Genomic DNA, 26,177 nt, shown 5'->3' on the forward strand with positions numbered 1-26,177 from the left:
TATTAAGAGGTATATAATCTTGAAAAAAGAAAAGTCAGTATTTAAAACAGCATTTAGTGATACTAAAGAAAAGACGATAATAGATATTGGCAAATTAGAGAGTTTAAGCATAAATGAAGTGAAAATTAATTCTAGATATTTTGCATGTGTTAATGTTTATACTGATAATCTATACAGAGGTCTAATTTTAGATAATCCAATAATTGATGTTATTATAAATGATCAATATGTTCAAATAAGTGGTCTTGTAGTAGGTAAGATATATGATAATATGATTCTTAGTTTGGAGTATATAGATGGTAGTAAGTTATATTTATTAGAAACTTTTACTTTGAGTAATTCTGATAAATTATCAGAATATATATGTAAAAATTATAAATTAGCTTTTAAAGAAGATATTAGTGAAGAGGAGTTTAATGATTGGTATTTTAAAATACAGAATGATAATAGTAAAATAAATGATTTTATATATGATGTATTGAGTAATATTGATACATTAGAGTTAGATAGATTTATTAATTTAGTATATAGATTAATTTTTGATAAAGATATAGATAATGAATCGTTTAATTATTGGAAAAACTTTTATGAATATGAGCTTAAGAGTGGTAAATTTGAACGAAATATTAAAATAGATATTATAGATAAGATTTTTAATTCTAAGCAGATTTAAAAATTTATTTTAGAAATCATTAGGAGGATAGTAATGGAAAACATAATAAATCCATCAATTTTATCAGCGAATTTTATCAATTTAGAAAGGGATTTATATCAATTAAAAGAAAGTGGTATAAATAAGATACATGTTGATGTTATGGATGGACATTTTGTACCTAATATAACTTTCGGGGTTGATCAGATAAAACAATTAAAGGAATCTACTGATTTTTATTTAGATTGTCATCTTATGGTTCAGAACCCTGAAACTATAATAGATAAATTAATAGATATATCCGTAGGATGTATAACATTGCATGTAGAATCAAGCAATCATATTTATAAACTTGTACAAGAAGTAAAGAAGTGTAATGTTGACTGCGGCATAGCATTAAATCCAGGAACTTCTATATATAATATCATAGATTTATTAGATATAATTGATAAGATATTAATAATGACGGTTAATCCCGGATTTGGTGGACAAAAATTTATAGAGCATATGTTAAAAAAGATAAGATTGTTAAGTAGTATAATGAATAGATATAATATTAATAGTAAAATTATACAAGTAGATGGAGGAATAAATTTGTATAATATAGATACAATATACGATTTGGGAGTTAGGGATATAGTTGTAGGTTCTTATATTTTTAGTGGGGATTCTATTTACAATAATATAAATGGATTAAAAAATAAGATAAGTCGATTTATGTAGATTGACTTATCTTGTTTTTGTATATAAAGTAAAAAAAATGAAATAATTCATACTAGAATTGGAGGAGGATACATAGATGATTAAATATTTTTTTGTTATAATGATATTTTTATGTATTAATAAATTTTTGATTTTTATAAGAATACGTATTGAAACTAAGTTTAAAAATAATTTTAAAACAAGATCAATAATTAATAGAATTGATTTAATAGATTATGGAGTAGATTATTATTTATTATTGTGTAAGTATATAATATCTAAAATGAAAGATATAAGTGATATTGTTATTGAAGATATTAGTGGAAGGGAAGTTGTAGACATAAAATTTAATCAAAATGGCAAAATGGTATATTGCTCCTGCATATTAAAGGATAGATTAGAAAATAAAAAATTTGATTTAGTTACGTATTATGAAGTATTGGATTTATTAAATTATATGATTAAAGATAATGTAAATAGAGGTATAATATTTGTTAATTCAGATTTAATTGAAGATGCAAGTAAATTTATAAACGATATAAATTTAAATTCTAATAAGTATAAAATAGATATAGTAAGTGGGTATGATATAATTAAATTTGCTCGTAAACGTAATGAAGAGTATAACAAGGAGCTATTATATGCTTAATTTTTATGGATTTATGATATTTATATGTGTATTGATTATTTTACCAATTTTAATTAATATATTTGATAATTTATTTAATATATTTAAAATATTAAATAATAGAATATCTGTATTAGATAAGGTTTTAGAGTTTGATAATATGGAATTATCTGACTTTGCTTTAGAATTTTTAATGCGAGCATACAACTATAGATTTAAGATTAAGAATGATAGTATATATTTATATGATGATTTTTGTGAATGGTTTTTATATTATGATAATAGTACTTGTAATGTACTGAGTTTATACGATGTTAGAAATATAATTGGAATTTGTGAAAGTAAGGGATGCAAAAATATATTTATTTTTACAACAGGAATTATAAATGATGATATAAGAAGTTTTTTAGATAGAACATATAGTTATAAATTTAAATTCATTCATGGAGATGATTTGAAACTAGATTATAGTCAGTTAGTTAATAAGTTTTATATTTATAAGATGTAGTATTTATTTTATTTTGCTTTAAAATAGTGTAGAATTAGTTAATCATATTGTCAATAGTAGAATTTAGAAATGTATATTTATTAATTAAAGGGGATATGTAACAATGTCTAGTAAGATATCTAAAGTAGTAATAAAAAGGTTGCCTAAATATTTAAGAGTTTTAGAAGGTTTTTTGATACGAGAGATTGAGAGAGTATCATCTAGGGAACTTGCAATAAAATTAGGTTCGACAGCATCTCAGGTTAGACAAGACTTTAATTGTTTTGGAGATTTTGGACAACATGGATATGGATATAAAGTTAAGGAACTATACTTAAAAATTAAGGAAATATTAGGTTTAAGCAAAAAATATAACTGTATTGTTATAGGTGCTGGAAATATAGGACAAGCTATTATGAATTATTCAAAGTTTTTTACTATGGGTTTTAATATAGAAGCTATATTTGATATAAATCCTAAGATTATTGGGTTATCTTTTAGAGGTATAGAGGTATTGGATATTGAATTATTAAATGATTACATAAAAAATAATAAAATTGATTTAGCGATATTGTGTGTTCCTGAATTTCAAGCTGAATCTATATATACAGTATTAAAAGATAGGGTAATTGGAATTTGGAATTTTGCAACAGTAGATTTAGTATCTACTGAAAAAACATTTGTTGAAAATGTCAACTTAAATGATAGTTTATTTACATTAACATATTTTATAAATAATGGAGTTTAAAGATAAGTAATGGATTTTAAAAATTATAGATATTTGGATAATAAGATAATTGTAAAAAAAACAAACAATTTTGTATTAAAACATATATTTGAAAATGGACAGTGTTTTCGATGGGAACGGACTAATATAGGTACATATATTATTGTTGCCAAGGGAAGAGTTATAGAATTAGAAATGGATAGTGGGGATTTGCTTATACATAATTCAAATGTAGATGATTTTGAAAATATTTGGATAAATTATTTTGATTTTGAGAGAGATTATTGTAAGTTAAAGGGAGAGCTAAAACATGATAAATATCTAGATATTGCTATTAATTTTGGACATGGTCTCAGGATATTAAATCAAGATCCATTTGAAATGATTTTATCTTTTATAATTTCATCCAATAATAGGATACCTATGATAAAAAAAGCTATACTAAGTATAAGTGAGAAATATGGTGATCCTATTTCCTATAAAGGAAGAATATATTATAAATTTCCAAGTTTAGAAAATTTGGCTAATCTTAGCCAAGAAAAATTTAGAGAATGTTCTGTTGGATTTAGAGATAAATATTTATATAATACTGTAAAATTACTTAATGAAGATAATGATATTGAGTATATTATGAATTTAAATGATGATATGTGCCATAAAGAATTACAAAAATTTAGTGGTGTTGGATCAAAAGTATCTGATTGTATAATGTTATTTTCTATGAAAAAATATTCGGCATTTCCAGTTGATGTTTGGGTGAAAAGAGCTATGATGAAATTTTATGTTGCTCCAGATACTTCATTAAAAGGCATACGCGATTTTGGAAGAGAATTATTTAAAGACTCTAGTGGACTTGCTCAGCAGTATTTATTTTATTATGTAAGGGAGAATAATATAAAAGTTTGAATAATATTTTTAAAATTCAAAACTTTTTAAATGATAAAAATTGTCTTTATTATTGAGATTATTAAACTAAGAGGTATATAAAAATGAATAAAAATAAAATATTTTCTTTAGGATTAGCTAGTTCTTTATTTATGTTAGGTCTGAATGTTAATGTTAATGCTGTTGAAAGTAAAGGAGTTGTATCAAGTGAATTAACAAATAATATATATGAAGAATTTAAAGGATATAGTAGAATAGATATATTAGGAAATAATTATGATTTATCTAACGTAGATAGTGCAGTTTTACAGATTATTGCTAAGAAGTTTGATGCAATAAATGGAGGCAGTTTATCTGATGATAAAATAAAAGAATATCAAAAAGAAATTATGGATTTGTTAGATGATTATAATAAAGATCCTAAAAAATATGAGAATCTTCCAGTTACATTAGATCTTAATCCTGTTACTTTTCTGAGAGAGGAGATAGTTATTGTACAAAATAAAATTAATAGTTTAAAAGCAGAGCAGGATAATTTAAAAATAAGTGATATTGGGCAAGATTATATAGACAAAAAAGTAGAAGAAATACAATTATATATAGATAATTTAATTAGTTGGATAAATTATTCTGTAGTTAATTTCAAATCATCAGAATATAAACAAACCTTTACTGAAAATTTATTTAAAGAAAATAAATTTAGAAATGAACAACTAATTAATATGGTTTATGTTGATAGTGAGTATAAAAATGTTTTTATTGTGAATGTAAATTTAGATGGTAGTTTTAGTTCAGATAGTAATGATATTACAGATTTGGATTTAAATCAAGTTATTAAAAAAGGATTAGAATATGAAAATTTAAAGATAAGGAATATTAATGAAGAAATAGACAAGATTAGGAAATCCAAGATAGATGTTATTGATCAAGAAAATATGATAAATGAGTTGAATAGACAAATTGAGAGTGCTAAAGCTTATTCTTTAGCTCAAGAGATTGTCTTATTGAATTTAGAGATAGATGCAATTAAGAGTTCGAAAGCAAGTGTGGACTTTATTAATAATAAAGTAGAGGAATTGACTGATGAGATTAATTCAAGAATAGATAGTATAATAAAGCATAATAGTGATCCCAAATATGTAATAAATGATTTTGAAGTTGGTAAAAAGCCAACATATTTTGGATATGTTTTAGGCAATGAGGATGGTTTTTTATTTAAACTAAATTTAGATTCTGATTTTAAAATGTTGGTTGATAATGTAATTGGTGAAGAGTATAAATTTACTACTGAACAAAAAGATGTACTAAAAAATTTACTAAATAATAGTATTAATGATAGTATTGAGAAAATTAGTAAACTTAAAGATAAGAAATTAGAAATTTCAAAAAGTATGAATAATAATAAATATTATTTAACTGATTCTATAGATAAAGATATATCTATTTTAGAAAATAATATTTTAAATTATAAATCAATGATTTCCCAAATTTAGTTAAGGCTCCTTAAGGGCCTTAATTTTTTTACATAAAATTAAATTTATGAACACAAAATATATATATGTAATTTAATGTTTTGTAAGAGGTATTTTTATGAAATTGGGTATGGATGTTTTAGAAAATAAGCTTGATTTTCTTTATATCCTTGTAGAGGGTATAAGTAAGCATATTAATATTAATTTTGATTTTTTTATGTTTGTCATAAATAATAATTTGACTTGTACTGATGTTGTATTAATTACTAAAGCTTTAACAATTATGAATTATAGACGGTTTGGAGTGTTAGATGATAATACTATAGAATTTAACGATGATGGTAGGTTAAAAGGAATTTTGGTAGATAAGACTCCTAATTTTAAAGAGTTTAAGGATTTTCTATTAAGTATAAATTTGAATATAAATGCTGAAGAACTTTTAAATAGTTTAATTAATCAGAAAATTGGGATTAATATATGTAAATTTTTACTAGAAGATGGGGTGAATAATTGATATAATTTACTTGTCTAAGTGTTTTTAGACAAGTTTTTTGTGCTGTAGGGGGATAAAAAAATGGGAGTTTTTAGTACGTTAATGGGAAATGCTTCTAATTCTGATCCCAATAAATTGCAAGAAAAGGTATCAGATATATTATTTGAGGGTGAAGAAGTAGTATTTGCATTTTCATATGTAAGAGATTTTATTTTATTTACTAATTATAGAATAATGTTTACAGATAAACAGGGAGTTAGTGGAAAAAAGGAGAGCATAGAATCTATACCTTATAGAAGTGTAGTAAGATTTTCTATTGAAACTAAAGGAGTGTTTGATTTAGATTCTGAATTTAAGATTTGGATTAGTGGAGTAGATTCACCTATAGAGAGTAAGTTTTCTGGAGATAAAAATATATTGGAACTTCAACAGTTTTTAGGAGAGAAAGTTTGTAAAAAATAGTTTTAAAGGATAAGAATATGAGTTATTATAGTAAAGATGATAGATTTTATATGGATTTTATGGATGAAGATGGTAATAAAATAACCTTTGAAATTATCACAGAAATATTTCTGGATGGGAATAAGTATTTAATACTTGGAGATGATTCTCAAAATAATGAGGATTCTTATGTTGTACGTGAAGATTTTTCAGATCAAGGTGTGGAGTATAATTTTCTTGATAATGAGGAAGAATTTAGTCGTGTAAAAAAGGAATATAAGAAGATCATATATGGATAATATTAAATTTCTGCAGTTAACGTCAGGTTTTTATACTTAACCTACATTTCTTAATTGGGATTTCTAATACTAATATTGATGTCAAGCTTCCAGTTTTTTAAAGCGAAGTAGGCAGATAGATATTATGAGGATTGCCCACCTGTTGGAGAACAGGTCTTAAGTTTATTAGCCAGCGTCTCTGTGGATATATAAAAACACCTAGTTTACTAGGTGTTTTTATATTTTTTATACATTAAGAATGAATATATAGCCGGTATTATAGCTGATACTATTAATGAAATTGTTAGGGTGTAAAACGACAGATTAGGGAATATAATGGTTATAAGTATATTTAATATTCCAGATATAACAAATAGTAAACCAGCTAATCTATGTGTTTTTTTCCAATTTTCTTTATTATTTAATGTCCAAGGTAATCGTATTCCTATTGTATAATTTTGTCTACATTTTGGTAGATAATTACCTATGAATATGAATATAATTGACATAAAAACTGGTGCAATTACTGACATATTTATATTAATTCCAAGGCTGATTAATATAGTTGTAGGGATAAATATTACTGACATTAGTGGAGCTAAAAAATAAATTAGTATTTTTAAGGATTTGTTATGATTTTTTTTGTTTGGATCATTGTTAATAATGAGATGCGTTATTATATTAAAAATACAGAGAATTAATGGAAGAATTATACATATAAAAAGTTTGCTTCCATAGGAATCTATATTTCCATTTATATCAAAATGAGTTGGAATTTTGTCTGGAAGTTTATTGTATATAAATGAACACAATATTGTAGGTAATAAACATAATGCTAAAGATAGTATTAGGGGATTGTTTATTATTTTTTTATTCATTTTTTTTTACCTCCAAATTCTGAGAACCATAATATTACTTCTTCAAATATTGAAGTATTAATCTCATAATATATAAAATTTTTATATTTGGATTCAAATATAAGTCCTGATTTTTTTAGTATTGATAGATGATAAGATATAGTTGCTCCAGTCAAATTAAAATTCTCAATTATTTCTCCCACAGATAATTTATCTTTTTTAAGTAAAGTTAGTATTTCCCGTCTAATAGGGTCGGATAGAGCCTTAAATGTTTCTTTTAAACCCATAAGTTCCTCCAACTATTTAGAAATTTATATAAATAGATTATATATTTATATTCGATATTTAGTCAATATCTATTTAGATAGTTATAAAAATAGATCTCAGACTTTATTATTTTAGATATGATTATGATATTTAAATTAATTTAAATAATTTAGAGTGTAATTGAAGAAAAAAGCTAAATTATATATACTTAAATAAAGTTTATGAATTGAATTTTTTGGAAGGGAATTATTTGGATTATGAAACAAATGATAGATAGAATAAATTATCTGTATAATAAATCTAAAAAATTTGGATTAAGTGATGATGAAAAGCTTGAACAAGAGAAATTAAGAAGGGAATATGTAAAAATAATTAGGGGAAATTTTGAGAATCAGCTCAAAAATTATAAGAAAAAGGATGATAAATAAATGTGTGTAAGCATTAGTGATTTAATAAAAACCTTTAAATTTGAAGTTATTGTTGGAGGGGATTTTTCTATAAAAGTTAAAACAACACAATTAAATAGACCTGGACTTCAACTTACGGGGTATTATTCATATTTTTCGAATGATCGAATTCAATTAATTGGAATGACTGAGTGGTCTTATATGAATTCTTTAGATGAAGAAAGTAGGGATGAAAAATTTAAAGAATATTTAGAAAAATCTACTCCATGTATAATAGTGACACGTGGACTCGAAATTTTTGAATCATTAGAAAAGTATGCGCGCATATATGGGAGGACTATTTTAAGAACTAATGAGGATACCACTGGAATCATAAGCAGACTTAAAAGATATTTAGATGAGAAACTTGCAGCAGAGACTCGTGTCCATGGTGTTTTAGTTGATATATATGGATTTGGTATTTTAATTACAGGAGATAGTGGGATTGGTAAGAGTGAGACTGCTCTTGAACTTATAAAAAGAGGACATAGGATGATTTCTGACGATGCTGTCGATTTTCGGGAGATTGATAGGGAGATAATAGGATATTGTCCGAGTATAACTTTTGGTATGCTTGAGGTTCGTGGAGTTGGTATAATAGATATTACAGCTTTATATGGCTTATCTTCTGTTCTTGAAAGTAAGAAGTTAGATTTAATAATACAACTTGAGCATTGGAAAGATGATGATTCTTATGATAGGCTTGGGATTGATGATTTGTATAAAGATATTTTAGGAGTTAAGGTAAAACTTGTACGTATACCAATACGTCCTGGAAGAAATGTGTCCGTTCTCGTTGAAGCTGCAGCTGCAAGTTATAGATATAAGTTAACTGGTAGATTACCTGCAATAGATGTGATAGGTGAGAGGATGAAAGAAATCTATTAAGGTAATTAATAACGCATTTAATTTATTATAATAAGAGATACTAATTTATATAAATTAGTTAAGTTGGTGATTTGCTTTGACCATATATAACATTTCTAAGCTTTTTGAAGAGGAAGAAAATTATGATCTTAATAAATATTTATATTGGTTTATTTTGAGTGAAGATGAAATTTCTTCAATACCTTTTGAAATTGATAGAGAATGTATATTTGATTTAAATTCACTTAGAAGTTTTTCCCAAATTAATTTTTACAATGAATATACATTTATGGCTTTAGATGTGTTAGAATTTAACAATGATATGTTAAGTTTTAAAAATCTTAATATATTTTTTGGAAAAAATTATTTGATAACCGTATATAAGAATAACTTAGATGTTATAGATAAATTAATCCTAGATTTAAAGGAAAATAAAAATTGCTTTGTTGTTAAGAATAATCCTAAAATATCAACACTTTTATATATGATTATAGATAGGGTAATACTTAAAAATTATTCTACAATAAGCTCTATAAGTTCAGAGTGTGATAAAATTGAAATAAGTATATTAAAAGAAGATTCTCAGAAAAATTTTGAAGAATTAATTCGTCTCAGAGGTCAGGTATATAGAGTCAAGAAATATTTGTATCCTCTTAGATATATTGGTGACTCTTTAATATTAAATGAGAATGGCATTATAGATAATTGTGATATTGTTTTGTTTGAGAGGATAAATGAAAAATTCCAAAAGTTAATGGGAGCAATTGAAAGTTTAAATCAGCAATTATCTCTTGTTAGAGAAGCATATGAATCTGAACTTTCAAATAAGACCAATCAGCTTATGAAGGTTTTTACACTCGTTGCATCTATTTTTCTTCCTCTTGATTTATTGACGAGTTTTTTTGGTATGAGTTTTGAGATTATGCCACTTAGGCATTCGTGCTATTCTATACATATAGTTGTTGTTGTTATGATTGTAATTGTATGTTTGCTTATAATTTTATTTAAGAGGAAAGATTGGTTATAAAAAATTTTAAAAAAATGGAGGAGTGTTATTTATGGGCGATAAAACATTATCAAAGATCGCATGGGAAAATTATAGTGAAGAAAATTTATTGGAACTTGAGGATCTATGTAGTAAATATAAGGATTTTTTAAGTAAGAATAAAACTGAAAGAGAATGTGTTAATTATTTTATTAATGAAGCTGTTAAGCATAATTTTAAAGATTTAAGAGAAGTAATAAAAAATAGGGAAAAACTTAATAAGGGAGATAGAGTTTATTATTCTAAAATGGATAAAACTCTAATTTTAGCGGTAATTGGTGATGAAAGTTTAGAAAATGGATTTAATATAATAGGTTCACATATTGATGCTCCTAGAATTGATATAAAGCAATCTCCTGTATATGAATCTGATGGATTATGCTATTTTGATACTCACTATTATGGTGGTATAAAGAAATATCATTGGGTTGCACGTCCTATGTGTTTAAAGGGGGTAGTAATAAAAAGTAATGGAGATAAGGTTGTTATAAATATAGGTGATGATGATAATGATCCATATTTAGGATTTTCAGATTTACTTCCTCACTTGTGGAAAGATCAAGCTATGAAAAAAGGTGTTGATGTTATTGAGGGAGAACAGTTGAATTTGCTTGTAGGATCTAGGTCATTAGATGGTAAAAAAGATAAAGTTAAGAAATTAATATTATCAATATTAAGTGAAAAATATGGAATATGTGAGGAGGATTTAATTTCTGCAGAACTTGAGGTTGTGCCAGCTGGCCCAGCTAAGGATTATGGATTAGATAGAAGTATGATAATTGGATATGGTCAAGATGATAGAGTTTGTGCATTTACTTCATTTATGTCCATGCTTAAAATGGATGGTATACCTAAGAGAACAAGTATTTGTATGTTGGTTGATAAAGAGGAGATTGGGAGCACTGGGGCAACTGGGATGGAATCAAAATTATTTGAAAATTTTTCGGCTGAACTTTTAAATTCTTGTAGAGATAATTATTCAGAGATAGTTTTGAAGAGATCCTTAGATAGATCATATATGTTATCAGCTGATGTAACCTGTGCATATGATCCGAATTTTCCAAATGAGACTCCTAAGCAAAGCACGGCATTTTTTGGTAAAGGTGTTACGATATCCAAGTATACAGGTTCAAGAGGGAAAAGCGGATGCAATGATGCAAATCCTGAGTTTTTGGCAAAATTGAGAGATATATTTAATAGAGAAGGTATTTGTTACCAAGTTGGAGAACTTGGTAAGGTTGATCAAGGAGGAGGAGGAACAATAGCATATTTTTTGTCTAGGTATGGTATGGAAGTTGTTGATATTGGAGTTCCATTGCAAAATATGCATGCTCCTTTTGAGGTTTCATCAAAGGCAGATATTTATGAAACATACAAGGCATATGGTACATTTTATAAATATTTAGTTTAATTTTTTAAGAGGGTACGCTTTAGGGGTACCCTCTATTTTGTATTTATATTACTAAATTGTAATAATTATTAAATTCTTGAAAACTATTAAGAAATATGGTAAAATGTTAACAATAATAAAACATATTTAAATTCATATTAATAAATTGAATAAATTTAGGAGGGGTGTAGTTGGCTAGCAATAAAAAATCTAAAAATCTAAGAAAAGGAATTGCAACTACTACAGCTGTAGCAAGTGTTGTTTTACAGGCAGGAGTAGTTGCAGGTGCTACTGTTTCGTCTGAAAATCAAACAGCTCAGGATCAATTGACTCAAGATCAGACTAATCAAAATAAAACAAATGAAGATCAGAATCAAACAACTCAGAATCAATTGACTCAAAATAAAGATGCCCAAACAAGTTCTAATCATCCTGAGGTTCCTTATTTTTATTACTGGACTACTGGGGATAAAGTTTATATAAATTGGGATTATGGACATGTAGCTAATAGGCCTAGTAAGATTGAGGCTGTGATAGATAAGGATATTAGTTTTTTAAATCCAAGTTACATAGAGGTTAAACCTAAAGGGGCAGAATTTACACCTAACATTAAAGGAGAGTTTTATTTAAGAGTAAGATTCTTCGATTCTAAAGGAAGTGTTACTCATGAGAGTGTTAGGAAAGTTTCTATAAATTCAACTGAAACTAGAGATATAAAAGGTTTAAAATATGAGTTTGTAGGTGCAGGGGTAAAATTAAGCTGGGCGAATTTTGTTGAAGGTATTAAGACTGTAAAGATATCTGTTGATGGAAAACTTTATAAAGAATTAACAGCATCTGATGTAAAAGATAATTCTTATATTGTTGAAAATGTTAAGGATGGATCAGAAATAAAGATTACTATTATAAACGGGACTGGATTGGAGTATAATGGATCTGTTATTGTAAAAGAGGGTGCTATTCAACAATCATCGCTTATTAAGTTAGGTTTAAGTAAGGACTTAATAGGTATAGAAGTAAATTTATCTAATTCTAATTTTAAAGCTGGAAATGAATTTTTGGTTAATGTAGCTGAAAAGAGTAGCGGCACATCTATAGTTTCTAATTTTAAAGCCACTCTAAATGAAGATAGGGGTTCATTTACTGTTTATCCAGATGAAGGAAAATCTTTGTTTAATGGTGAGTATTCTGTTAAGATAACAGACGTTAAAACAGGAACTGTTTATACATATGATTATACTCATGTAGTACATAACCTCTCTAATTTTGTATATGCATCTGATAATGGTCAAGTAATGGCTTCATGGGATAGGTTGGAGTCGATGGTATATAGCGATCTTATGTGGAGTACATCAGAAGATTTTTCAACTTATAATACTGTAGAACTTGGTGATGGAAAGAGCGGAGTTAAATTTAATACTGACATTAAAAGTGGAAATATTTATTTATTACTTACAACTTATGATGCTAATAGAAGAGTTCTTTCCCAAAATTACGGTGTTTTAGATATGACTCAAATTAGTTCTGCAATTAATAACTTTAAGGGATATTATAAAGCTAATAATACGGCTGAGTTTAGCTGGGATAAGGTAAATGCGAATATACAAAAAGCAATGGTAATGGTTAATGATAATGTATTTGTTTTATCTAGTGCAGAGTTAGGTATTTTAAACAGTACAAGTACATTGACATTAGGTGGATTTGAAAAAGGAAATAAGTATGACGTGAGTTTGTATTTAATAGATGAAAATAATAAGTTATATTCAGCATCTACTTCATCTATAAGTGAAAGTTCAGATTCTCAATCATCTGATGTAACTTTAGTTGCTCCAAGTGGAATTAGTGCTAAATATATATTGAATCCAGGAGTATTAAGTCTCTTATTTGATACTAGCATTTATGATATTTCACAAAATTCTTCTATATCTATAACTGTTGATGGTAAAGAAATACCGAGCTTATTACCAGTGTTTGTTAAAGAAACAAATGCTATTAATATAAAAGGGTTAATTCCAGGAAAGACTTATAGCAATATCGTTATTGGTTATATGGATAGTAAGGGAGAGGCTAAATCAGTAAAAATAGATTCTCTTTTAATTAATAAGGGAAGTTCATTAGATTCATTCCTTATAAATGCGTATAATAAAGCTTTGAGTAGGGACACTCAAAATATTGATGAAGAAGGATATAATTACTGGAAGAATGGACTTTTGAGTAAAAATATAAATTTAAGTTATTTCATAAAGAATTTAGGATATGTTCCTGAGTTTATGAATTTAATAAAATCACCTGATGATTTAATAACAAGACTTTACCACGTTTTAGTTTTAAGAGATCCAGAACCTCAAGGTCTTCAATTCTGGACAAATGTATATACTGAATTGATTGCAAATGGAGTTTCTCATACAGAATCAGTTATGAAGATTCTTAGTGATATGACAACAAGTAGTGAGTTTGCTGATCTTTCTGCAAGAATTGGAGTAAATCCATAAGGAAAATTAATTTATTGAATGAAATAGAATATTAATTTATTATAAAGGTAGAGATAATTTCTCTATCTTTATTTTTTAAAGGATTTTTAAGGAGTGTGAGTGTGTGAGAAAAATATTAGCATCGGATTTAGATGGTACACTTATTTTTAATAGTAAACTTGATAATATAAATAGAGAAAGTATATTAAAAATGAAAAAATGTGGACATTTGTTTGGTGTTTCAACGGGAAGGCCATATAATGGGGTTAAATTTCTTTGTGATGAGTATAATATAGATCCAGATTTTTATGTTTTATTAAATGGGGCATTAGTTATAAACAAAGAAAATCGTGTGTTGAAGCATGAAGTAATACCTTATGAGATAGTAAAAAAAATTTATGATAAATATAAATACTCAAGCTTTATAGGGATTGATAATGGATATGAAAGCATAACCTTAAGAGGTATAAATGAGTATTCTTGGGATTTTATAAAACAGGGGACAATTAATGATTTAGTGAATAACAAAAATTCTTTAATGTCATTAGATTTTTCGAATGTAGATATTGAGGAAGTTGATCAAATGTGTAATGATATAAATGATGAATTTGGAGATGTGATTGTTGCATATAGGAATTCATATTTTATAGATATTGTACCTAAGGGATGTTCTAAAGGAAATGGAGTTGATTTGATATTAAAAGAATTTGGAGTAAATAGAGAAAATTTATATGTTATTGGTGATTCATATAATGATATTAGTATGTTTAATGAAACAAAAAACTCATTTACTTTTCATACAGTTGAGGAAAAATTAAAAGATCATGTGAATTTTATTGTTAATTCAGTTAGTGAGTGCATAGAGAAATATATTTTATGATTTATTGTATAAAAGTAAAATTATTATTATTGAAATATTTATGTAATTTAAATATAATAATTATTATTTAAGTATTTCGAATTTATGGATTTAGTATATCGATATAATTTATTATTTTAGTTTTTAATATATAGAGTTTTATTTAATAAAATAGTTTGGATATTTTTTATCTATTTTGGGAATAAAAACTCTATAAATATTTTAAAGTATTTTATTAAAATAAGAATATTTAATTTAAATTTGTGTCCAGTTGATTTACAATATTAATATAAATTAATTGTCTATTTCAACTTAAAATTTTTCAACCAATATTGCTTTGAGAAAACGTTTTCTAGTATAATATTTATAACGTTATGTAAAAATTAAGGGGGAATTAAATTGGTAGGAATTATTCTTGCTAGTCATGGTAAATTTGCTGATGGTATCTTACAATCTGGATCAATGATTTTTGGTGATCAAGATAATGTAGAATCGGTTATATTGTTACCAAATGAAGGTCCTGATGATATAAGACTTAAAATGGAGAATGCCATAGGTCGAATGGATAATAAAGATGAAATATTATTCTTAGTTGATATGTGGGGAGGAACACCATTTAATCAGGCAAATAAATTAGTTACTGAAAATGGTGGTAAGTGGGCTATAGTTACAGGATTGAACTTACCTATGTTGATCGAAGCATATGCTTCTCGTTTATCGATGTATACTGCCCATGATATTGCAAAACATATACTCTCTGAATCAAGGAGTGGTATAAAAATTCTTCCAGAGGAGTTGGAGCAGAAAATTGAAAAGAAACAATCTTCTACAACAAAAGTAGATGATAGTTTGAATACTGGTAAAAGAATAAGCTATGTTTTAGCTAGGATAGATACAAGGTTGTTACATGGACAAGTTGCTACATCTTGGACTAAGTCAGTTAATCCAACTAGGATTATAGTTGTATCAGATAATGTATCTAAAGATGATTTAAGGAAAAAAATGATTGAACAAGCTGCTCCTCCTGGGGTTAAGGCTCATGTTGTTCCAATAAGTAAAATGGCTCAAGTAGATAAGGATACTCGATTTGGGAATACTCGTGCTATGCTTTTATTTGAAAGTCCTGAAGATGCACTTAGAGCAGTTGAAAGTGGAATTGACATAAAAGAAATTAACTTAGGTTCGATTGCACATTCAATAGGTAAAGTTGTTGTAAATAGAGCAATAGCAATGGGTAAAGATGATGTTAAGGCAATTGAAAAATTGATATCTCTTGGCATAAAGTTCAATGTAAAAAAGGTACCTAGTGATTCAGGAGAGAATATAGATAATCTTTTAAAGAAAGCAAAATCAGAATTATCAAATAATTAGAGGAGGAAGGATATAATGTCTGCCATTACTATAATTTTAATTATTATAATAGCACTACTTGCTGGTATGGAGGGTATTCTTGATGAATTTCAGTTTCATCAACCACTTGTAGTTTGTACATTAATAGGTTTAGTAAGTGGTCATTTAACTGAGGGAATTATATTAGGGGGATCACTTCAAATGATAGCACTTGGATGGGCAAATATTGGGGCTGCTGTAGCACCAGATGCTGCACTTGCATCAGTTGCATCATCTATACTTATGGTTTTAGGACTTCAAAATGGATCAGTAGATACTCAAACAGTAATTTCAACATCTATAGCTGTTGCTATACCGTTATCAGTTGCAGGGTTATTCCTCACAATGCTATGTAGAACTATAACGATTCCAATAGTTCACTTTATGGACAAGGCAGCTGAAAAAGGTAAAATAAAGGTTATAGAAGTTTGGCAAATTTTATGTATATTTTTACAAGGTATACGTATAGCAATACCAGCAGCAGCACTTTGTATTATTCCAGCATCAGCTGTAACAGATGCTTTAAGCATGATGCCAGATTGGTTATCAACAGGTATGGCAATTGGTGGAGGTATGGTAGCAGCAGTTGGTTATGCAATGGTAATCAATATGATGTCAACTAAGGAAACTTGGGCATTCTTTATATTAGGATTTGTACTTGCAGCACTAGGACAATTAACATTAATTGCTTTAGGTGCTATTGGACTTGCGTTAGCAATTATATATTTAACACTAAAAGAGAATTCAGGAAATGGTAGAGGTGGAACTGGTTCAGGTGATCCACTTGGAGATATTTTAAATGATTATTAGGATTTTAATGGAGGAGATAAGTAATGCAAGAGAAAATTAAATTATCGAAAAAAGATCGTATAAGTGTTGCTTGGCGTCACCAGTTTCTTCAGGGTTCTTGGAACTATGAGCGTATGCAAAATGGAGGATGGTGTTATTCAATCATTCCTGCTATAAAGAAACTTTATAAAACTGATGAAGAAAGAGTAGCTGCATTAAAAAGACACTTAGAATTTTATAATACGCATCCATATGTATCTGCACCAGTTATGGGTGTAACTCTTGCCTTAGAAGAAGAAAGGGCTAATGGGGCAGATGTTAATGATCAGTCTATACAGGGTGTTAAAATAGGTATGATGGGACCACTTGCAGGTGTTGGTGACCCAATATTCTGGTTTACATTGCGTCCAATACTTGGAGCTTTGGGAGCGTCATTAGCATTAAGTGGAAATATTATAGGTCCACTAATATTCTTCTTTGTTTGGAATATTATTCGTATGGGATTTTTATGGTATACACAAGAGTTTGGATATAAGGTTGGGAATTCAATAGCGAAAGACTTGTCAGGAGGACTTCTTAGAAAGATTACTCAAGGAGCATCTATACTTGGTATGTTTATCATTGGTTCTCTTGTGCAAAGATGGGTTAGCATTTCTTTTACACCTGTAGTATCTAGAGTTACTCAGCAAGAAGGAGCATATATTGATTGGAGTAAAATACAGTCAGGTGCAGAGGGAATAAAGAGTGCGCTAGAACAATACAGTGCTTTAGGAGCAAATGGGTTGAATATTGAGAAAGTTACTACACTCCAACAAAACTTAGATCAATTGATACCAGGACTTGCAGCATTGCTATTAACTCTTTTATGTTGTTTCTTACTTAAAAAGAAAGTTTCTCCTATATTAATAATAATAGCTTTATTCGTAGTAGGTATAGTTGCACATCTCCTTGGAATTATGTAGGATAAATGTAATTTATTTAGGAGAAGATGTATGATTACCTCTTTAAATACAAAAGTAGATTTAGCAATAAAAGGTATATCTTATTTAAATGTTCCAAGTTATGGAAATATTATGATAGGAAATAAATCATTTGAGTTTTATAATGAGAGGAATGTTAAAGATAATATACAAATTCCTTGGGAGGAGATAAGTCATATAGTCGTATCTGTTAAATTTAACGGTAAATGGATACCGAGATTTATGATTGTAACTCATAAAAATGGAACATTTACTTTTTCGTCAAGGAATAATAAATTGCTTTTAAGAGAAGTTTGTAAGTATGTAGATAAGGACCGTATGTTTAGATCTCTTGGATTTTTTAAATCTATAGTTGGTGGAATACGGAAGATATTTAATAAAAATTAGGGACTGTATATACAGTCCCTTTTTAATTAATTATGATATTTAATTAGATAATCTGCGATATTGAATAAATTAGTTCTAGTATGTAAATTGGATATATCTATTAAATCTGGTTCATATGATCCATCCCATGGATAAATAGTAATATATTTATCGTTTAGTATATCTATAACAAAAATGCTTTTTTCATTTAGATATACTGTCAATCTATATTCTGGATTTTTTGTATCAAGGTTAGATGTTGAATAATCTAAAAAGTATTCAGGTTTTAATGAATTAAAAAATGAACTAATATTTTCTATATATTCTTTAGGAATCGTTTTGTTTTTACCAAGTTTAGAGTAAAAGATTGAAATTGTTAAATTACTATTAGCGGAGTTATTAATAGTTTTGATTAGATTGTTAGTATATAGACTTAATGATGGTTTTTTTATTTTTAATGGAGATTTTAGGGTATTTATAAAATTAGAATTACAACTTAATATGAAGAATGGAAATATTAAACATATTAATAGAATTTTAAGATATTTAATCATAATGTTACCTCTAATGTTTTTAATTATGTTAACTCTTTCTTTTATTCTAAAGGTATGTTTTTTTTTTAGGATTATGATAAAAATATATAAAAATTATTGAAAAAGGATAATTATTGTGATAGAATCACTTATGTTATTTGATATGCCGCTGTGGCGGAATTGGCAGACGCATACGACTCAAAATCGTACGGGAAACCATATGGGTTCGAGTCCCATCAGCGGTACCATGGTTAAAAGAGAAGATTACTTTGATAGAGTCTTCTCTTTTTTTGTGTAATTATCTATTTTTGTAAATATATTGTTTTTTAACATGTCCTCTAGTAAATTAGCCATCTCTAATGAACTCATTTCTGATTGATTTTTGATCCATCGACTTATGACTGAAATTATTGCAGACAAATAAAAATCCAGTATATATTCAGCTCTAATATTATTTTTAGGAAGATTAAATGCATCCATGCATGAACTAAATAGTTCCTTTTTTAGTCGATCTGTAAAATGAGCACTATTTTGGTTACTGAGAAGAACTTTTATATATGATTCCCAATTTTCGTAAATATTTAAAAATGTATTTATAAATTGTTTGCTCGGATTTTCTTTTTTCATATCTATTATAATGTTTTTCTTAACATAGCGTATGCTTGAGTTTTCTATATAATCTAAAACATCGTAGATGTCGCTGAAGTAATTATAAAATGTAGTTCTGTTATATCCAGCGGTATCTGTTAATTCACGTATTGAAATTTTCTCTATTGGTTTCTTCATATAGAGTTTACAAAAAGAAACTATAAATGAATTTTTCGTTTCGTTAGTTGTGTCCTGTTGTTTTTTCATATTATATCCTCCCTAAGTTTTTAAACAAAATGTGTATGATTGTCCATTGATAATGTTAAATTGATAATGTAATAATTATATATAATTAATTATGTAATTAACAGGAGGTTAAAAATAATGTATTATTCAAGTGGAAATTATGAGGCATTTGCAAGACCTATTAAACCTGAGGGTGTTGATAATAAATCTGCGTATCTTATTGGATCAGGACTTGCATCTTTAGTAGCTGCATTTTATCTTGTTCGTGATGCTCAAATGAAAGGAGAAAATATCCATATACTTGAAAAAGATTCAATCCCTGGAGGAGCGTGTGATGGGTTCGATTATAAAGGTATTGGATATGTAATGAGAGGAGGACGTGAAATAGATAATCATTATGAAATACTTTGGGATGTATTTAGATCCGTACCTTCTATTGAGATTGAAGGAGCATCAGTTTTAGATGAGTTCTATTGGCTTGATAAGAAAGATCCAAATTATTCTTTAAGACGTGCTACCGTAAATAGGGGCGAAGACGCAAAAATGGAGAATAAATTTGGATTATCAGATAAGGCATCATTACAAATAATGAGATTATTTTTTACTCCAGACGAAGACTTATACGATAAACCTATAACTGATTATTTTGATGATGAAGTTTTAAAATCTAATTTCTGGTTATATTGGAGAACTATGTTTGCATTCCAAAATTGGCACAGTGCATTAGAAATGAAATTATATATAAAGAGATTCATACATCATATAGGAGGAATGCCAGATTTTAAAGCTGTAAGATTTACTAGGCGCAATCAATATGAATCAATGATTCTCCCTCTTATTAAATATTTGGAGTCTCATAATGTTGATTTTCAATATAATACTAAGGTAGTTGATGTTGAATTTGATATTCAGCCGCACAAAAAGCAAGCAACTTCGATAAAAATATTAAGAGATGGTAAGGAAGAAGAAATAAAATTAACTGAAAATGATTTATTATTTATAACAAATGGTGGATGTGTTGAAAATTCATCAATTGGTTCTCAAAATACTCCAGCAGTACTTAATTCTGAGATTAAAGAAGGTGGTGGCTGGGATATGTGGAGAAGAATCTCAGTTAAGGATCCATCATTTGGTAATCCTGATAAGTTTTGTTATGATGCTGAAAAAAGTAACTGGATGAGTGCAACAGTTACAGTACTTGATGATAAAATTGTTCCGTATATAAAAAATATTTGTCAACGTGATCCATTTTCAGGAAAAGTTGTAACGGGAGGAATTGTTACTGTCAAAGACTCTAAATGGTTGCTTAGTTGGACATTTAATCGTCAACCTCAGTTTAGAGAACAACCTAAGGGTCAATTAGTCGGGTGGATTTATGGACTATTTAGTGATGTAGCTGGGGATTATATAAAGAAACCTATGAGAGATTGCACTGGTAAAGAAATTTGTATGGAGTGGTTATATCATTTAGGTGTTCCTGAAGATCAAATAGTGGATTTAGCTGAGAATCATGCTAATACTGTTCCTTGTATGATGCCGTATATTACTGCATTTTTCATGCCAAGGTCTAAAGGAGATAGACCAAATGTTGTACCGACTGGATCTGTAAACTTTGCATTTATTGGACAATTTGCTGAAACTGAAAGAGACACAATTTTTACGATAGAGTATTCAGCAAGAACTGGTATAGAATCTGTATATACTTTATTAAATGTTGATCGTGGAGTTCCGGAAGTTTGGGGAAGTACCTTTGATATAAGAGATTTAGTAAATGCAACTTATTGTATGAGGGATGGTAAGAAGATTACGGATATGAAATTAGGATTTAAGGAGAATATCGCATTAAAGGAATTACTTAAGAAGATATCTGGGACTGATGTTGAGAAACTATTGAAAGAATATAAATTAATATAAAATATATATTTTAGGTAGTACTTATGTGCTACCTTTTTTAATTAAAAAGCTAGAATATGTATAAAAAACTATTGATTTATGTATTAAAATAATTGAATATATAGTTAAGAATAATTATAAAGATGGAGTATTTAATATGAAAAACATATTAGTTACAGGTGCTACTGGATTTATTGGTAGTCATACAAGTGTTGAACTTTTAGAAAATGGATATAATGTAATAGGTATAGATAATTTATATAATTCAGATAAAGATGTTTTGAGCAGTATAGAATATATAACAGGGAAGAGTGTTAAATTTTATGAAGGAGATATACTAGATTATAGTATTTTAAAGAAGATATTTTTAGAGAATAATATAGATTGTGTTATACATTTTGCAGCATTTAAAGCAGTAGGGGAATCTGTTGAAAAACCCCTTGATTATTATTATAATAATGTTTCAGGTACTTTAAATATTTTAAATTGTATGAGGGAATTTAATTGTAAGAAGTTTATTTATTCATCTTCTGCAACCGTATACGATAAAGATAATCCAATTCCATATTTAGAGCATTATAAAAAATCTGCAACAAGTCCTTATGGATATACAAAAGTTATGGTTGAGCAAATATTATCTGATATTTATGTTTCTAATAAGGATTTTAGCTGTGTCATGCTTAGATATTTTAATCCGATTGGTGCTCATAAAAGTGGTTTAATAGGAGAGAATCCTAAAGGTGTTCCGAATAATTTAATGCCATACATATGTGATGTTGCAATATCTAAGAGAGAGTTTTTAAATGTGTTTGGAAATGATTACAATACTGTAGATGGAACAGGTGTTCGTGATTATGTTCATGTAGTTGATATAGCTAGAGGTCATTTGGAAGCTATGAAATATGTTTTAATATCAAAAGGTAATATAGGTATCAATCTAGGTACAGGAAAGGGAACTAGTGTTCTTGAACTCGTTGAGTGTTTTGAGAGGGTTAGTGGTAAGAAAATAAATATTAGGATTTGTGGTAGAAGGGATGGAGATATCGATGAATTCTACGCAGATACGACTAAAGCTAGAGAAATTTTAGGATGGGAGTCTAGGTTTGATATAGAGGATATGTGTTTAGATTCATGGAATTATATCAAAGCTCACATTTAACTTAGATACAATTTTATTATTATACAAGTATTTGAAATTATATCAATAAAGGAGGATAAATTGGATAGTATAAATAAAAAGAGGGAATTTATCATTAAGTTCCTATATTTTTTAATAATACTAGGAATTATAGTCTTTATATTTAAGTATGCGTTACCTATATTATCTCCATTTATTTTTGCATTTTTAATTTCTGTGATTTTAAAGAGGCCAGTTGATTACATATCAACTAAATTTAAGATAAATAGAAAATTTGTTGGAGTTATTAGTTTATTATTTATATATATAAGTATTTTTATAATACTTATATTTTTTGGCACTAAATTTTTTAGATATATTGGTAGTATTTTTCAAAAACTACCTGAGATATATACATTTAATGTAGAACCTGTACTTAATGTTATTATATATAAAATACAAGATATAATACCGGAATTAAGTACTGTAATAGATTTAGAAAATATAAGTAAGTATATAATGAATATTATTAATTCTATATCTTTATCAGCTGTTGATTTAATTGCATCTATTGCAACTAAGATTCCATCTTTTTTAGTAAAATTTATTTTTGCTATAATTTCATCATTTTTGTTTACCTTGGATTATTACAGATTTACAGGGTTTGTAATGAGGCAATTTCCAGAACGTGTACAGCATATAATTTTAAATATAAAAAGAAATATTTTTGGAACTATATTTAAATTAATGAAAGCGTATTTTATATTGATGACGTTAACATTTATCGAATTGAGTATAGGATTTACTATTTTTAGTATACCTAATGCTATATTGCTTGCGGTTATTATAGCTATTTTGGATATATTGCCAGCAATTGGAGTGGGTGGTATACTTATACCGTGGTCAATAATCGAATTAGTAAAAGGAAATTATAATTTATCCATAGGGTTAATTGTTATTTATGCTATTATCACAATAATCAGATATATATTAGAGCCTAAGATTGTCGGAAGTCAAATAGGACTTAATCCTATTGTAATCATCATAAGTATATTTCTTGGTGCTCAAATATTTGGATTTTTAGGAATATTTATCCTTCCTATAATTGCAACAATTATAAAATATTTAAATGATAGTGGAACAATTAAACTATTTAAGTAATTAATAGAATTTTGATTTTTGGTAGGAGTGGTTATCTTGAATAATGAGGAATCAGTATTTTTTAAGATTTTTAATTTTAAAAAAACACGCACTAATATTGATGGATTAATTGGGAAAATAGGATTAGTTACTAAAGATATTGACAATATTCAATCACTTGGAGAGGTACAAATTAATCATGATTACTGGGGTGCTATAAATTATGATGAATGTGAGGTTATAAAAAAGGGTACAAAAGTTGAAATTTTGGATATAAGAGGAGTTAAACTCATAGTTAGAGAAGTTAAATAAGGAGAATAATTATGCCGATAATAAGTTTATTAGCTGTGATTTTAATAGTTTTTATTGTTTTAGGAATAATTTTTAGTTGTGTGATAGTGGTACCTCAAGCCTATATTTATGTAATTGAAAGGTTTGGGGCATACTATAAGACATTTGAGGTTGGCATACATTTTAGGATTCCATTTATAGATAGGGTAGCTAGGAAGATATCAATTAAAGAGCAGGTTATAGATTTTGATCCTCAACCAGTAATAACTAAGGATAATGTAACTATGATGATTGATACTGTAGTATTTTATCAAGTTACAGATCCTAAACTATATGTTTATGGAGTTGAACATCCTATTTTAGCAATAGAAAATTTATCAGTAACTACGCTTAGAAATATAATAGGAGATCTTGAATTAGATGAAACGTTAACATCTAGAGATATTGTTAATGGTAAAATGAGATCTATTTTAGATCAGGCAACTGATTCTTGGGGTATAAAAATAAATAGAGTTGAACTTAAAAATATAATACCACCTCAAGAAATTCAAGATTCTATGGAAAAACAGATGAAGGCAGAACGTGAAAGAAGAGAACTTATACTTAGAGCAGAGGGAGAGAAGAAGTCTTCTATACTTAGAGCAGAAGGTGAGAAGGAGTCCGCTATTCTTAAGGCAGAAGGACAGAAACAGGCTGCAATAAAAGAAGCGGAAGGTAGAGCCGAATCAATATTGAAGATTCAAAAGTCTCTTGCAGATAGTATAAAATATATGAATGAAGCAAATCCAACAGAGAAGGTATTATCTCTTAAAGCATTGGAGGCTTTAGAAAAGGTTGCAGATGGGAAAGCTACGAAAATAATAATACCTTCAGAGATTCAGAATTTGGCTTCATTAACGACTTCTTTAGGGGAAATATATAATTCAACTAAAGAACAATAGAGTTTATTTAATATCAGCCTATAATTTTGTAGGTTGATATTTTTTTAAAAAAGTATATAGTTAAAAATAATACTTAGTTAGAAATGAGGAATTGTATTGGGAGATTTAAGAAATATTTTAAATGGGGTAGTCTTAGGTGTATCAAATATTATTCCTGGAGTATCTGCTGGTACCATGTTAGTAGTTTTGGGAATATACGATAAACTAATAAAATCTATATCCACCATATTTTGCAAATTTAAGGAAAACTTTAGATTTTTGTTTTTTTTAGGACTTGGAATACTGTTAGGAATTTTACTTTTTAGTAATATTTTATCTTATTTCTTAGATAGGTATCCTTGGCAAATGAATTATTTATTTATGGGCCTTATTTTGGGAACATTTGGTATCTTATTTAAAACTGTTAAAGATTTTAATCCGAATAAATTGAGTTATACATTTTTTTTGATAACCTTTCTGATTTTGATAGGTATTAGATTTATGGATATATCGATTTATAGTCGTGATATTATAGATGAATTGAGTTTAAGGAATGCAATTATGCTTTTTGCTAGCGGGTTTGTAGCTGCAAGTGCAATGGTGATTCCTGGTTTGAGTGGATCTTTTATTTTAATAGTTTTTGGTGTTTATAATTCTATAATAGTAGCAGTATCTGAATTGAATATTTTGATATTAATTCCATTTGGTGTTGGAGTAATATTAGGATTTTTGTGTATGATTAGAGTGATTGAATATCTTTTAAAAGCATTTAAAATTCAAACATATATGGGAATACTTGGTCTTGTTACAGGATCACTTGTACTGATTTTTCCAGGTTTTGAATTTTCAATGGTTGGATTAACGTGTATATTATCTTTAATTCTTGGATTTGCGATTTCGTATTTTATGTGTAAGATTGATGGACATATTAAAGATAACAGAAAATAATTTTATTTAA

30 protein-coding genes and 1 tRNA gene are annotated in these 26,177 nt (G+C 27.4%); 27 read left to right on the forward strand and 4 right to left on the reverse strand.

Going from position 1 to position 26,177, the window contains the following annotated elements; all coding sequences use genetic code 11:
* The first annotated feature begins 19 nt into the window (after nucleotides 1–19).
* The 10 genes from SFBM_RS01760 to SFBM_RS01805 all read left to right on the forward strand — a co-directional run bounded on the left by SFBM_RS01760 (nucleotide 20) and on the right by SFBM_RS01805 (nucleotide 6,786).
* Nucleotides 20–673: a hypothetical protein gene (locus tag SFBM_RS01760; protein WP_007442545.1), complete on the forward strand. Its 654-nt coding sequence runs from the start codon at nucleotides 20–22 to the stop codon at nucleotides 671–673.
* Between the two features lie 33 nt (nucleotides 674–706).
* On the forward strand, nucleotides 707–1,375 hold the full coding sequence (gene rpe / locus SFBM_RS01765) for a ribulose-phosphate 3-epimerase (RefSeq protein WP_005807061.1): 669 nt from the start codon (nucleotides 707–709) through the stop codon (nucleotides 1,373–1,375).
* Nucleotides 1,376–1,451: 76 nt separating this feature from the next.
* Nucleotides 1,452–2,003 carry a hypothetical protein gene (locus tag SFBM_RS01770; RefSeq protein ID WP_005807060.1) on the forward strand — a complete coding sequence of 184 codons (552 nt, stop codon included), beginning with the start codon at nucleotides 1,452–1,454 and terminating at the stop codon, nucleotides 2,001–2,003.
* Entirely contained in the window at nucleotides 1,996–2,490 is a 495-nt protein-coding gene (locus tag SFBM_RS01775; RefSeq protein ID WP_005807059.1) for a hypothetical protein, read from the forward strand. The genes SFBM_RS01770 and SFBM_RS01775 overlap by 8 nt, the downstream gene beginning before the upstream one ends.
* Nucleotides 2,491–2,593: 103 nt before the next feature.
* The gene (locus SFBM_RS01780; protein ID WP_005807058.1) at nucleotides 2,594–3,217 is read left to right on the forward strand and encodes a redox-sensing transcriptional repressor Rex; all 624 of its coding nucleotides are present in this window, start codon (nucleotides 2,594–2,596) and stop codon (nucleotides 3,215–3,217) included.
* Between the two features lie 9 nt (nucleotides 3,218–3,226).
* Entirely contained in the window at nucleotides 3,227–4,102 is an 876-nt protein-coding gene (locus tag SFBM_RS01785; protein ID WP_005807056.1) for a DNA-3-methyladenine glycosylase family protein, read from the forward strand.
* Between the two features lie 83 nt (nucleotides 4,103–4,185).
* A complete protein-coding gene (locus SFBM_RS01790) occupies nucleotides 4,186–5,574 on the forward strand; it encodes a hypothetical protein (protein WP_014017840.1) in 1,389 nt (462 codons plus the stop codon).
* A 97-nt stretch (nucleotides 5,575–5,671) separates the two neighbouring features.
* Nucleotides 5,672–6,067 carry a hypothetical protein gene (locus tag SFBM_RS01795; protein WP_005807053.1) on the forward strand — a complete coding sequence of 132 codons (396 nt, stop codon included), beginning with the start codon at nucleotides 5,672–5,674 and terminating at the stop codon, nucleotides 6,065–6,067.
* 60 nt (nucleotides 6,068–6,127) lie between these two features.
* On the forward strand, nucleotides 6,128–6,508 hold the full coding sequence (locus tag SFBM_RS01800) for a PH domain-containing protein (protein ID WP_005807052.1): 381 nt from the start codon (nucleotides 6,128–6,130) through the stop codon (nucleotides 6,506–6,508).
* Between the two features lie 17 nt (nucleotides 6,509–6,525).
* Nucleotides 6,526–6,786 (forward strand): DUF1292 domain-containing protein, encoded by a 261-nt coding sequence (locus tag SFBM_RS01805; RefSeq protein WP_005807050.1) that lies wholly within the window; start codon nucleotides 6,526–6,528, stop codon nucleotides 6,784–6,786.
* Between the two features lie 206 nt (nucleotides 6,787–6,992).
* On the opposite strand, the gene SFBM_RS01810 is transcribed toward SFBM_RS01805, so the two are convergent.
* Both SFBM_RS01810 and SFBM_RS01815 read right to left on the reverse strand, forming a co-directional pair.
* A complete protein-coding gene (locus SFBM_RS01810) occupies nucleotides 6,993–7,643 on the reverse strand; it encodes an SdpI family protein (RefSeq protein WP_014017841.1) in 651 nt (216 codons plus the stop codon).
* On the reverse strand, nucleotides 7,640–7,909 hold the full coding sequence (locus SFBM_RS01815; RefSeq protein ID WP_014017842.1) for an autorepressor SdpR family transcription factor: 270 nt from the start codon (nucleotides 7,907–7,909) through the stop codon (nucleotides 7,640–7,642). Before SFBM_RS01815 ends, SFBM_RS01810 begins: the two co-directional genes overlap by 4 nt.
* 237 nt (nucleotides 7,910–8,146) lie before the next feature.
* Between SFBM_RS01815 and SFBM_RS07885 the strand changes: the two genes are divergently transcribed.
* The 10 genes from SFBM_RS07885 to SFBM_RS01860 all read left to right on the forward strand — a co-directional run bounded on the left by SFBM_RS07885 (nucleotide 8,147) and on the right by SFBM_RS01860 (nucleotide 18,512).
* Nucleotides 8,147–8,317 carry a DUF896 domain-containing protein gene (locus SFBM_RS07885; RefSeq protein WP_005807045.1) on the forward strand — a complete coding sequence of 57 codons (171 nt, stop codon included), beginning with the start codon at nucleotides 8,147–8,149 and terminating at the stop codon, nucleotides 8,315–8,317.
* Nucleotides 8,318–9,223, forward strand: a complete 906-nt coding sequence (gene hprK / locus SFBM_RS01820; protein ID WP_005807044.1) for an HPr(Ser) kinase/phosphatase — start codon at nucleotides 8,318–8,320, stop codon at nucleotides 9,221–9,223.
* 76 nt (nucleotides 9,224–9,299) lie between these two features.
* On the forward strand, nucleotides 9,300–10,229 hold the full coding sequence (locus tag SFBM_RS01825; RefSeq protein ID WP_005807042.1) for a magnesium transporter CorA family protein: 930 nt from the start codon (nucleotides 9,300–9,302) through the stop codon (nucleotides 10,227–10,229).
* A 31-nt stretch (nucleotides 10,230–10,260) separates the two neighbouring features.
* Complete coding sequence (locus tag SFBM_RS01830; RefSeq protein ID WP_005807041.1) at nucleotides 10,261–11,658, forward strand: aminopeptidase; 1,398 nt, start codon at nucleotides 10,261–10,263, stop codon at nucleotides 11,656–11,658.
* 170 nt (nucleotides 11,659–11,828) lie between these two features.
* On the forward strand, nucleotides 11,829–14,129 hold the full coding sequence (locus SFBM_RS01835) for a hypothetical protein (RefSeq protein WP_014017843.1): 2,301 nt from the start codon (nucleotides 11,829–11,831) through the stop codon (nucleotides 14,127–14,129).
* Nucleotides 14,130–14,232: 103 nt separating this feature from the next.
* Complete coding sequence (locus SFBM_RS01840; protein ID WP_005807037.1) at nucleotides 14,233–14,988, forward strand: HAD-IIB family hydrolase; 756 nt, start codon at nucleotides 14,233–14,235, stop codon at nucleotides 14,986–14,988.
* Nucleotides 14,989–15,366: 378 nt separating this feature from the next.
* Entirely contained in the window at nucleotides 15,367–16,338 is a 972-nt protein-coding gene (locus tag SFBM_RS01845) for a PTS sugar transporter subunit IIB (RefSeq protein ID WP_005807036.1), read from the forward strand.
* Between the two features lie 15 nt (nucleotides 16,339–16,353).
* Complete coding sequence (locus tag SFBM_RS01850) at nucleotides 16,354–17,166, forward strand: PTS mannose/fructose/sorbose transporter subunit IIC (RefSeq protein WP_014017844.1); 813 nt, start codon at nucleotides 16,354–16,356, stop codon at nucleotides 17,164–17,166.
* 23 nt (nucleotides 17,167–17,189) lie between these two features.
* Nucleotides 17,190–18,107, forward strand: coding sequence for a PTS system mannose/fructose/sorbose family transporter subunit IID (locus SFBM_RS01855; protein WP_014017845.1), 918 nt, complete (start codon nucleotides 17,190–17,192; stop codon nucleotides 18,105–18,107).
* 30 nt (nucleotides 18,108–18,137) lie between these two features.
* A complete protein-coding gene (locus SFBM_RS01860) occupies nucleotides 18,138–18,512 on the forward strand; it encodes a DUF956 family protein (protein WP_005807032.1) in 375 nt (124 codons plus the stop codon).
* Nucleotides 18,513–18,538: 26 nt separating this feature from the next.
* On the opposite strand, the gene SFBM_RS01865 is transcribed toward SFBM_RS01860, so the two are convergent.
* Nucleotides 18,539–19,045 carry a DUF4883 family protein gene (locus SFBM_RS01865; protein WP_005807030.1) on the reverse strand — a complete coding sequence of 169 codons (507 nt, stop codon included), beginning with the start codon at nucleotides 19,043–19,045 and terminating at the stop codon, nucleotides 18,539–18,541.
* Between the two features lie 144 nt (nucleotides 19,046–19,189).
* On the opposite strand from SFBM_RS01865, the gene SFBM_RS01870 reads away from it, so the two are divergent.
* Nucleotides 19,190–19,272, forward strand: a tRNA-Leu gene (locus tag SFBM_RS01870).
* A gap of 16 nt (nucleotides 19,273–19,288) precedes the next feature.
* Here SFBM_RS01870 and SFBM_RS01875 read toward each other — a convergent pair.
* Complete coding sequence (locus SFBM_RS01875) at nucleotides 19,289–19,879, reverse strand: TetR/AcrR family transcriptional regulator (RefSeq protein WP_005807028.1); 591 nt, start codon at nucleotides 19,877–19,879, stop codon at nucleotides 19,289–19,291.
* Nucleotides 19,880–19,996: 117 nt separating this feature from the next.
* Between SFBM_RS01875 and SFBM_RS01880 the strand changes: the two genes are divergently transcribed.
* From SFBM_RS01880 to SFBM_RS01905, 6 genes are all read left to right on the forward strand, one after another.
* A complete protein-coding gene (locus tag SFBM_RS01880) occupies nucleotides 19,997–21,772 on the forward strand; it encodes an oleate hydratase (RefSeq protein ID WP_005807027.1) in 1,776 nt (591 codons plus the stop codon).
* 136 nt (nucleotides 21,773–21,908) lie between these two features.
* Complete coding sequence (gene galE / locus SFBM_RS01885; protein ID WP_005807025.1) at nucleotides 21,909–22,910, forward strand: UDP-glucose 4-epimerase GalE; 1,002 nt, start codon at nucleotides 21,909–21,911, stop codon at nucleotides 22,908–22,910.
* A 60-nt stretch (nucleotides 22,911–22,970) separates the two neighbouring features.
* Nucleotides 22,971–24,029 carry a sporulation integral membrane protein YtvI gene (gene ytvI, locus SFBM_RS01890; protein ID WP_005807023.1) on the forward strand — a complete coding sequence of 353 codons (1,059 nt, stop codon included), beginning with the start codon at nucleotides 22,971–22,973 and terminating at the stop codon, nucleotides 24,027–24,029.
* A 27-nt stretch (nucleotides 24,030–24,056) separates the two neighbouring features.
* A complete protein-coding gene (locus SFBM_RS01895) occupies nucleotides 24,057–24,320 on the forward strand; it encodes an NfeD family protein (RefSeq protein ID WP_005807022.1) in 264 nt (87 codons plus the stop codon).
* 11 nt (nucleotides 24,321–24,331) lie between these two features.
* Nucleotides 24,332–25,240 (forward strand): SPFH domain-containing protein, encoded by a 909-nt coding sequence (locus tag SFBM_RS01900; RefSeq protein ID WP_005807020.1) that lies wholly within the window; start codon nucleotides 24,332–24,334, stop codon nucleotides 25,238–25,240.
* A 96-nt stretch (nucleotides 25,241–25,336) separates the two neighbouring features.
* Nucleotides 25,337–26,167: a DUF368 domain-containing protein gene (locus tag SFBM_RS01905; protein WP_005807017.1), complete on the forward strand. Its 831-nt coding sequence runs from the start codon at nucleotides 25,337–25,339 to the stop codon at nucleotides 26,165–26,167.
* Nucleotides 26,168–26,177: the final 10 nt, after the last annotated feature.

Source organism: Candidatus Arthromitus sp. SFB-mouse-Japan (assembly GCF_000270205.1).
GTDB lineage: Bacteria > Bacillota > Clostridia > Clostridiales > Clostridiaceae > Dwaynesavagella.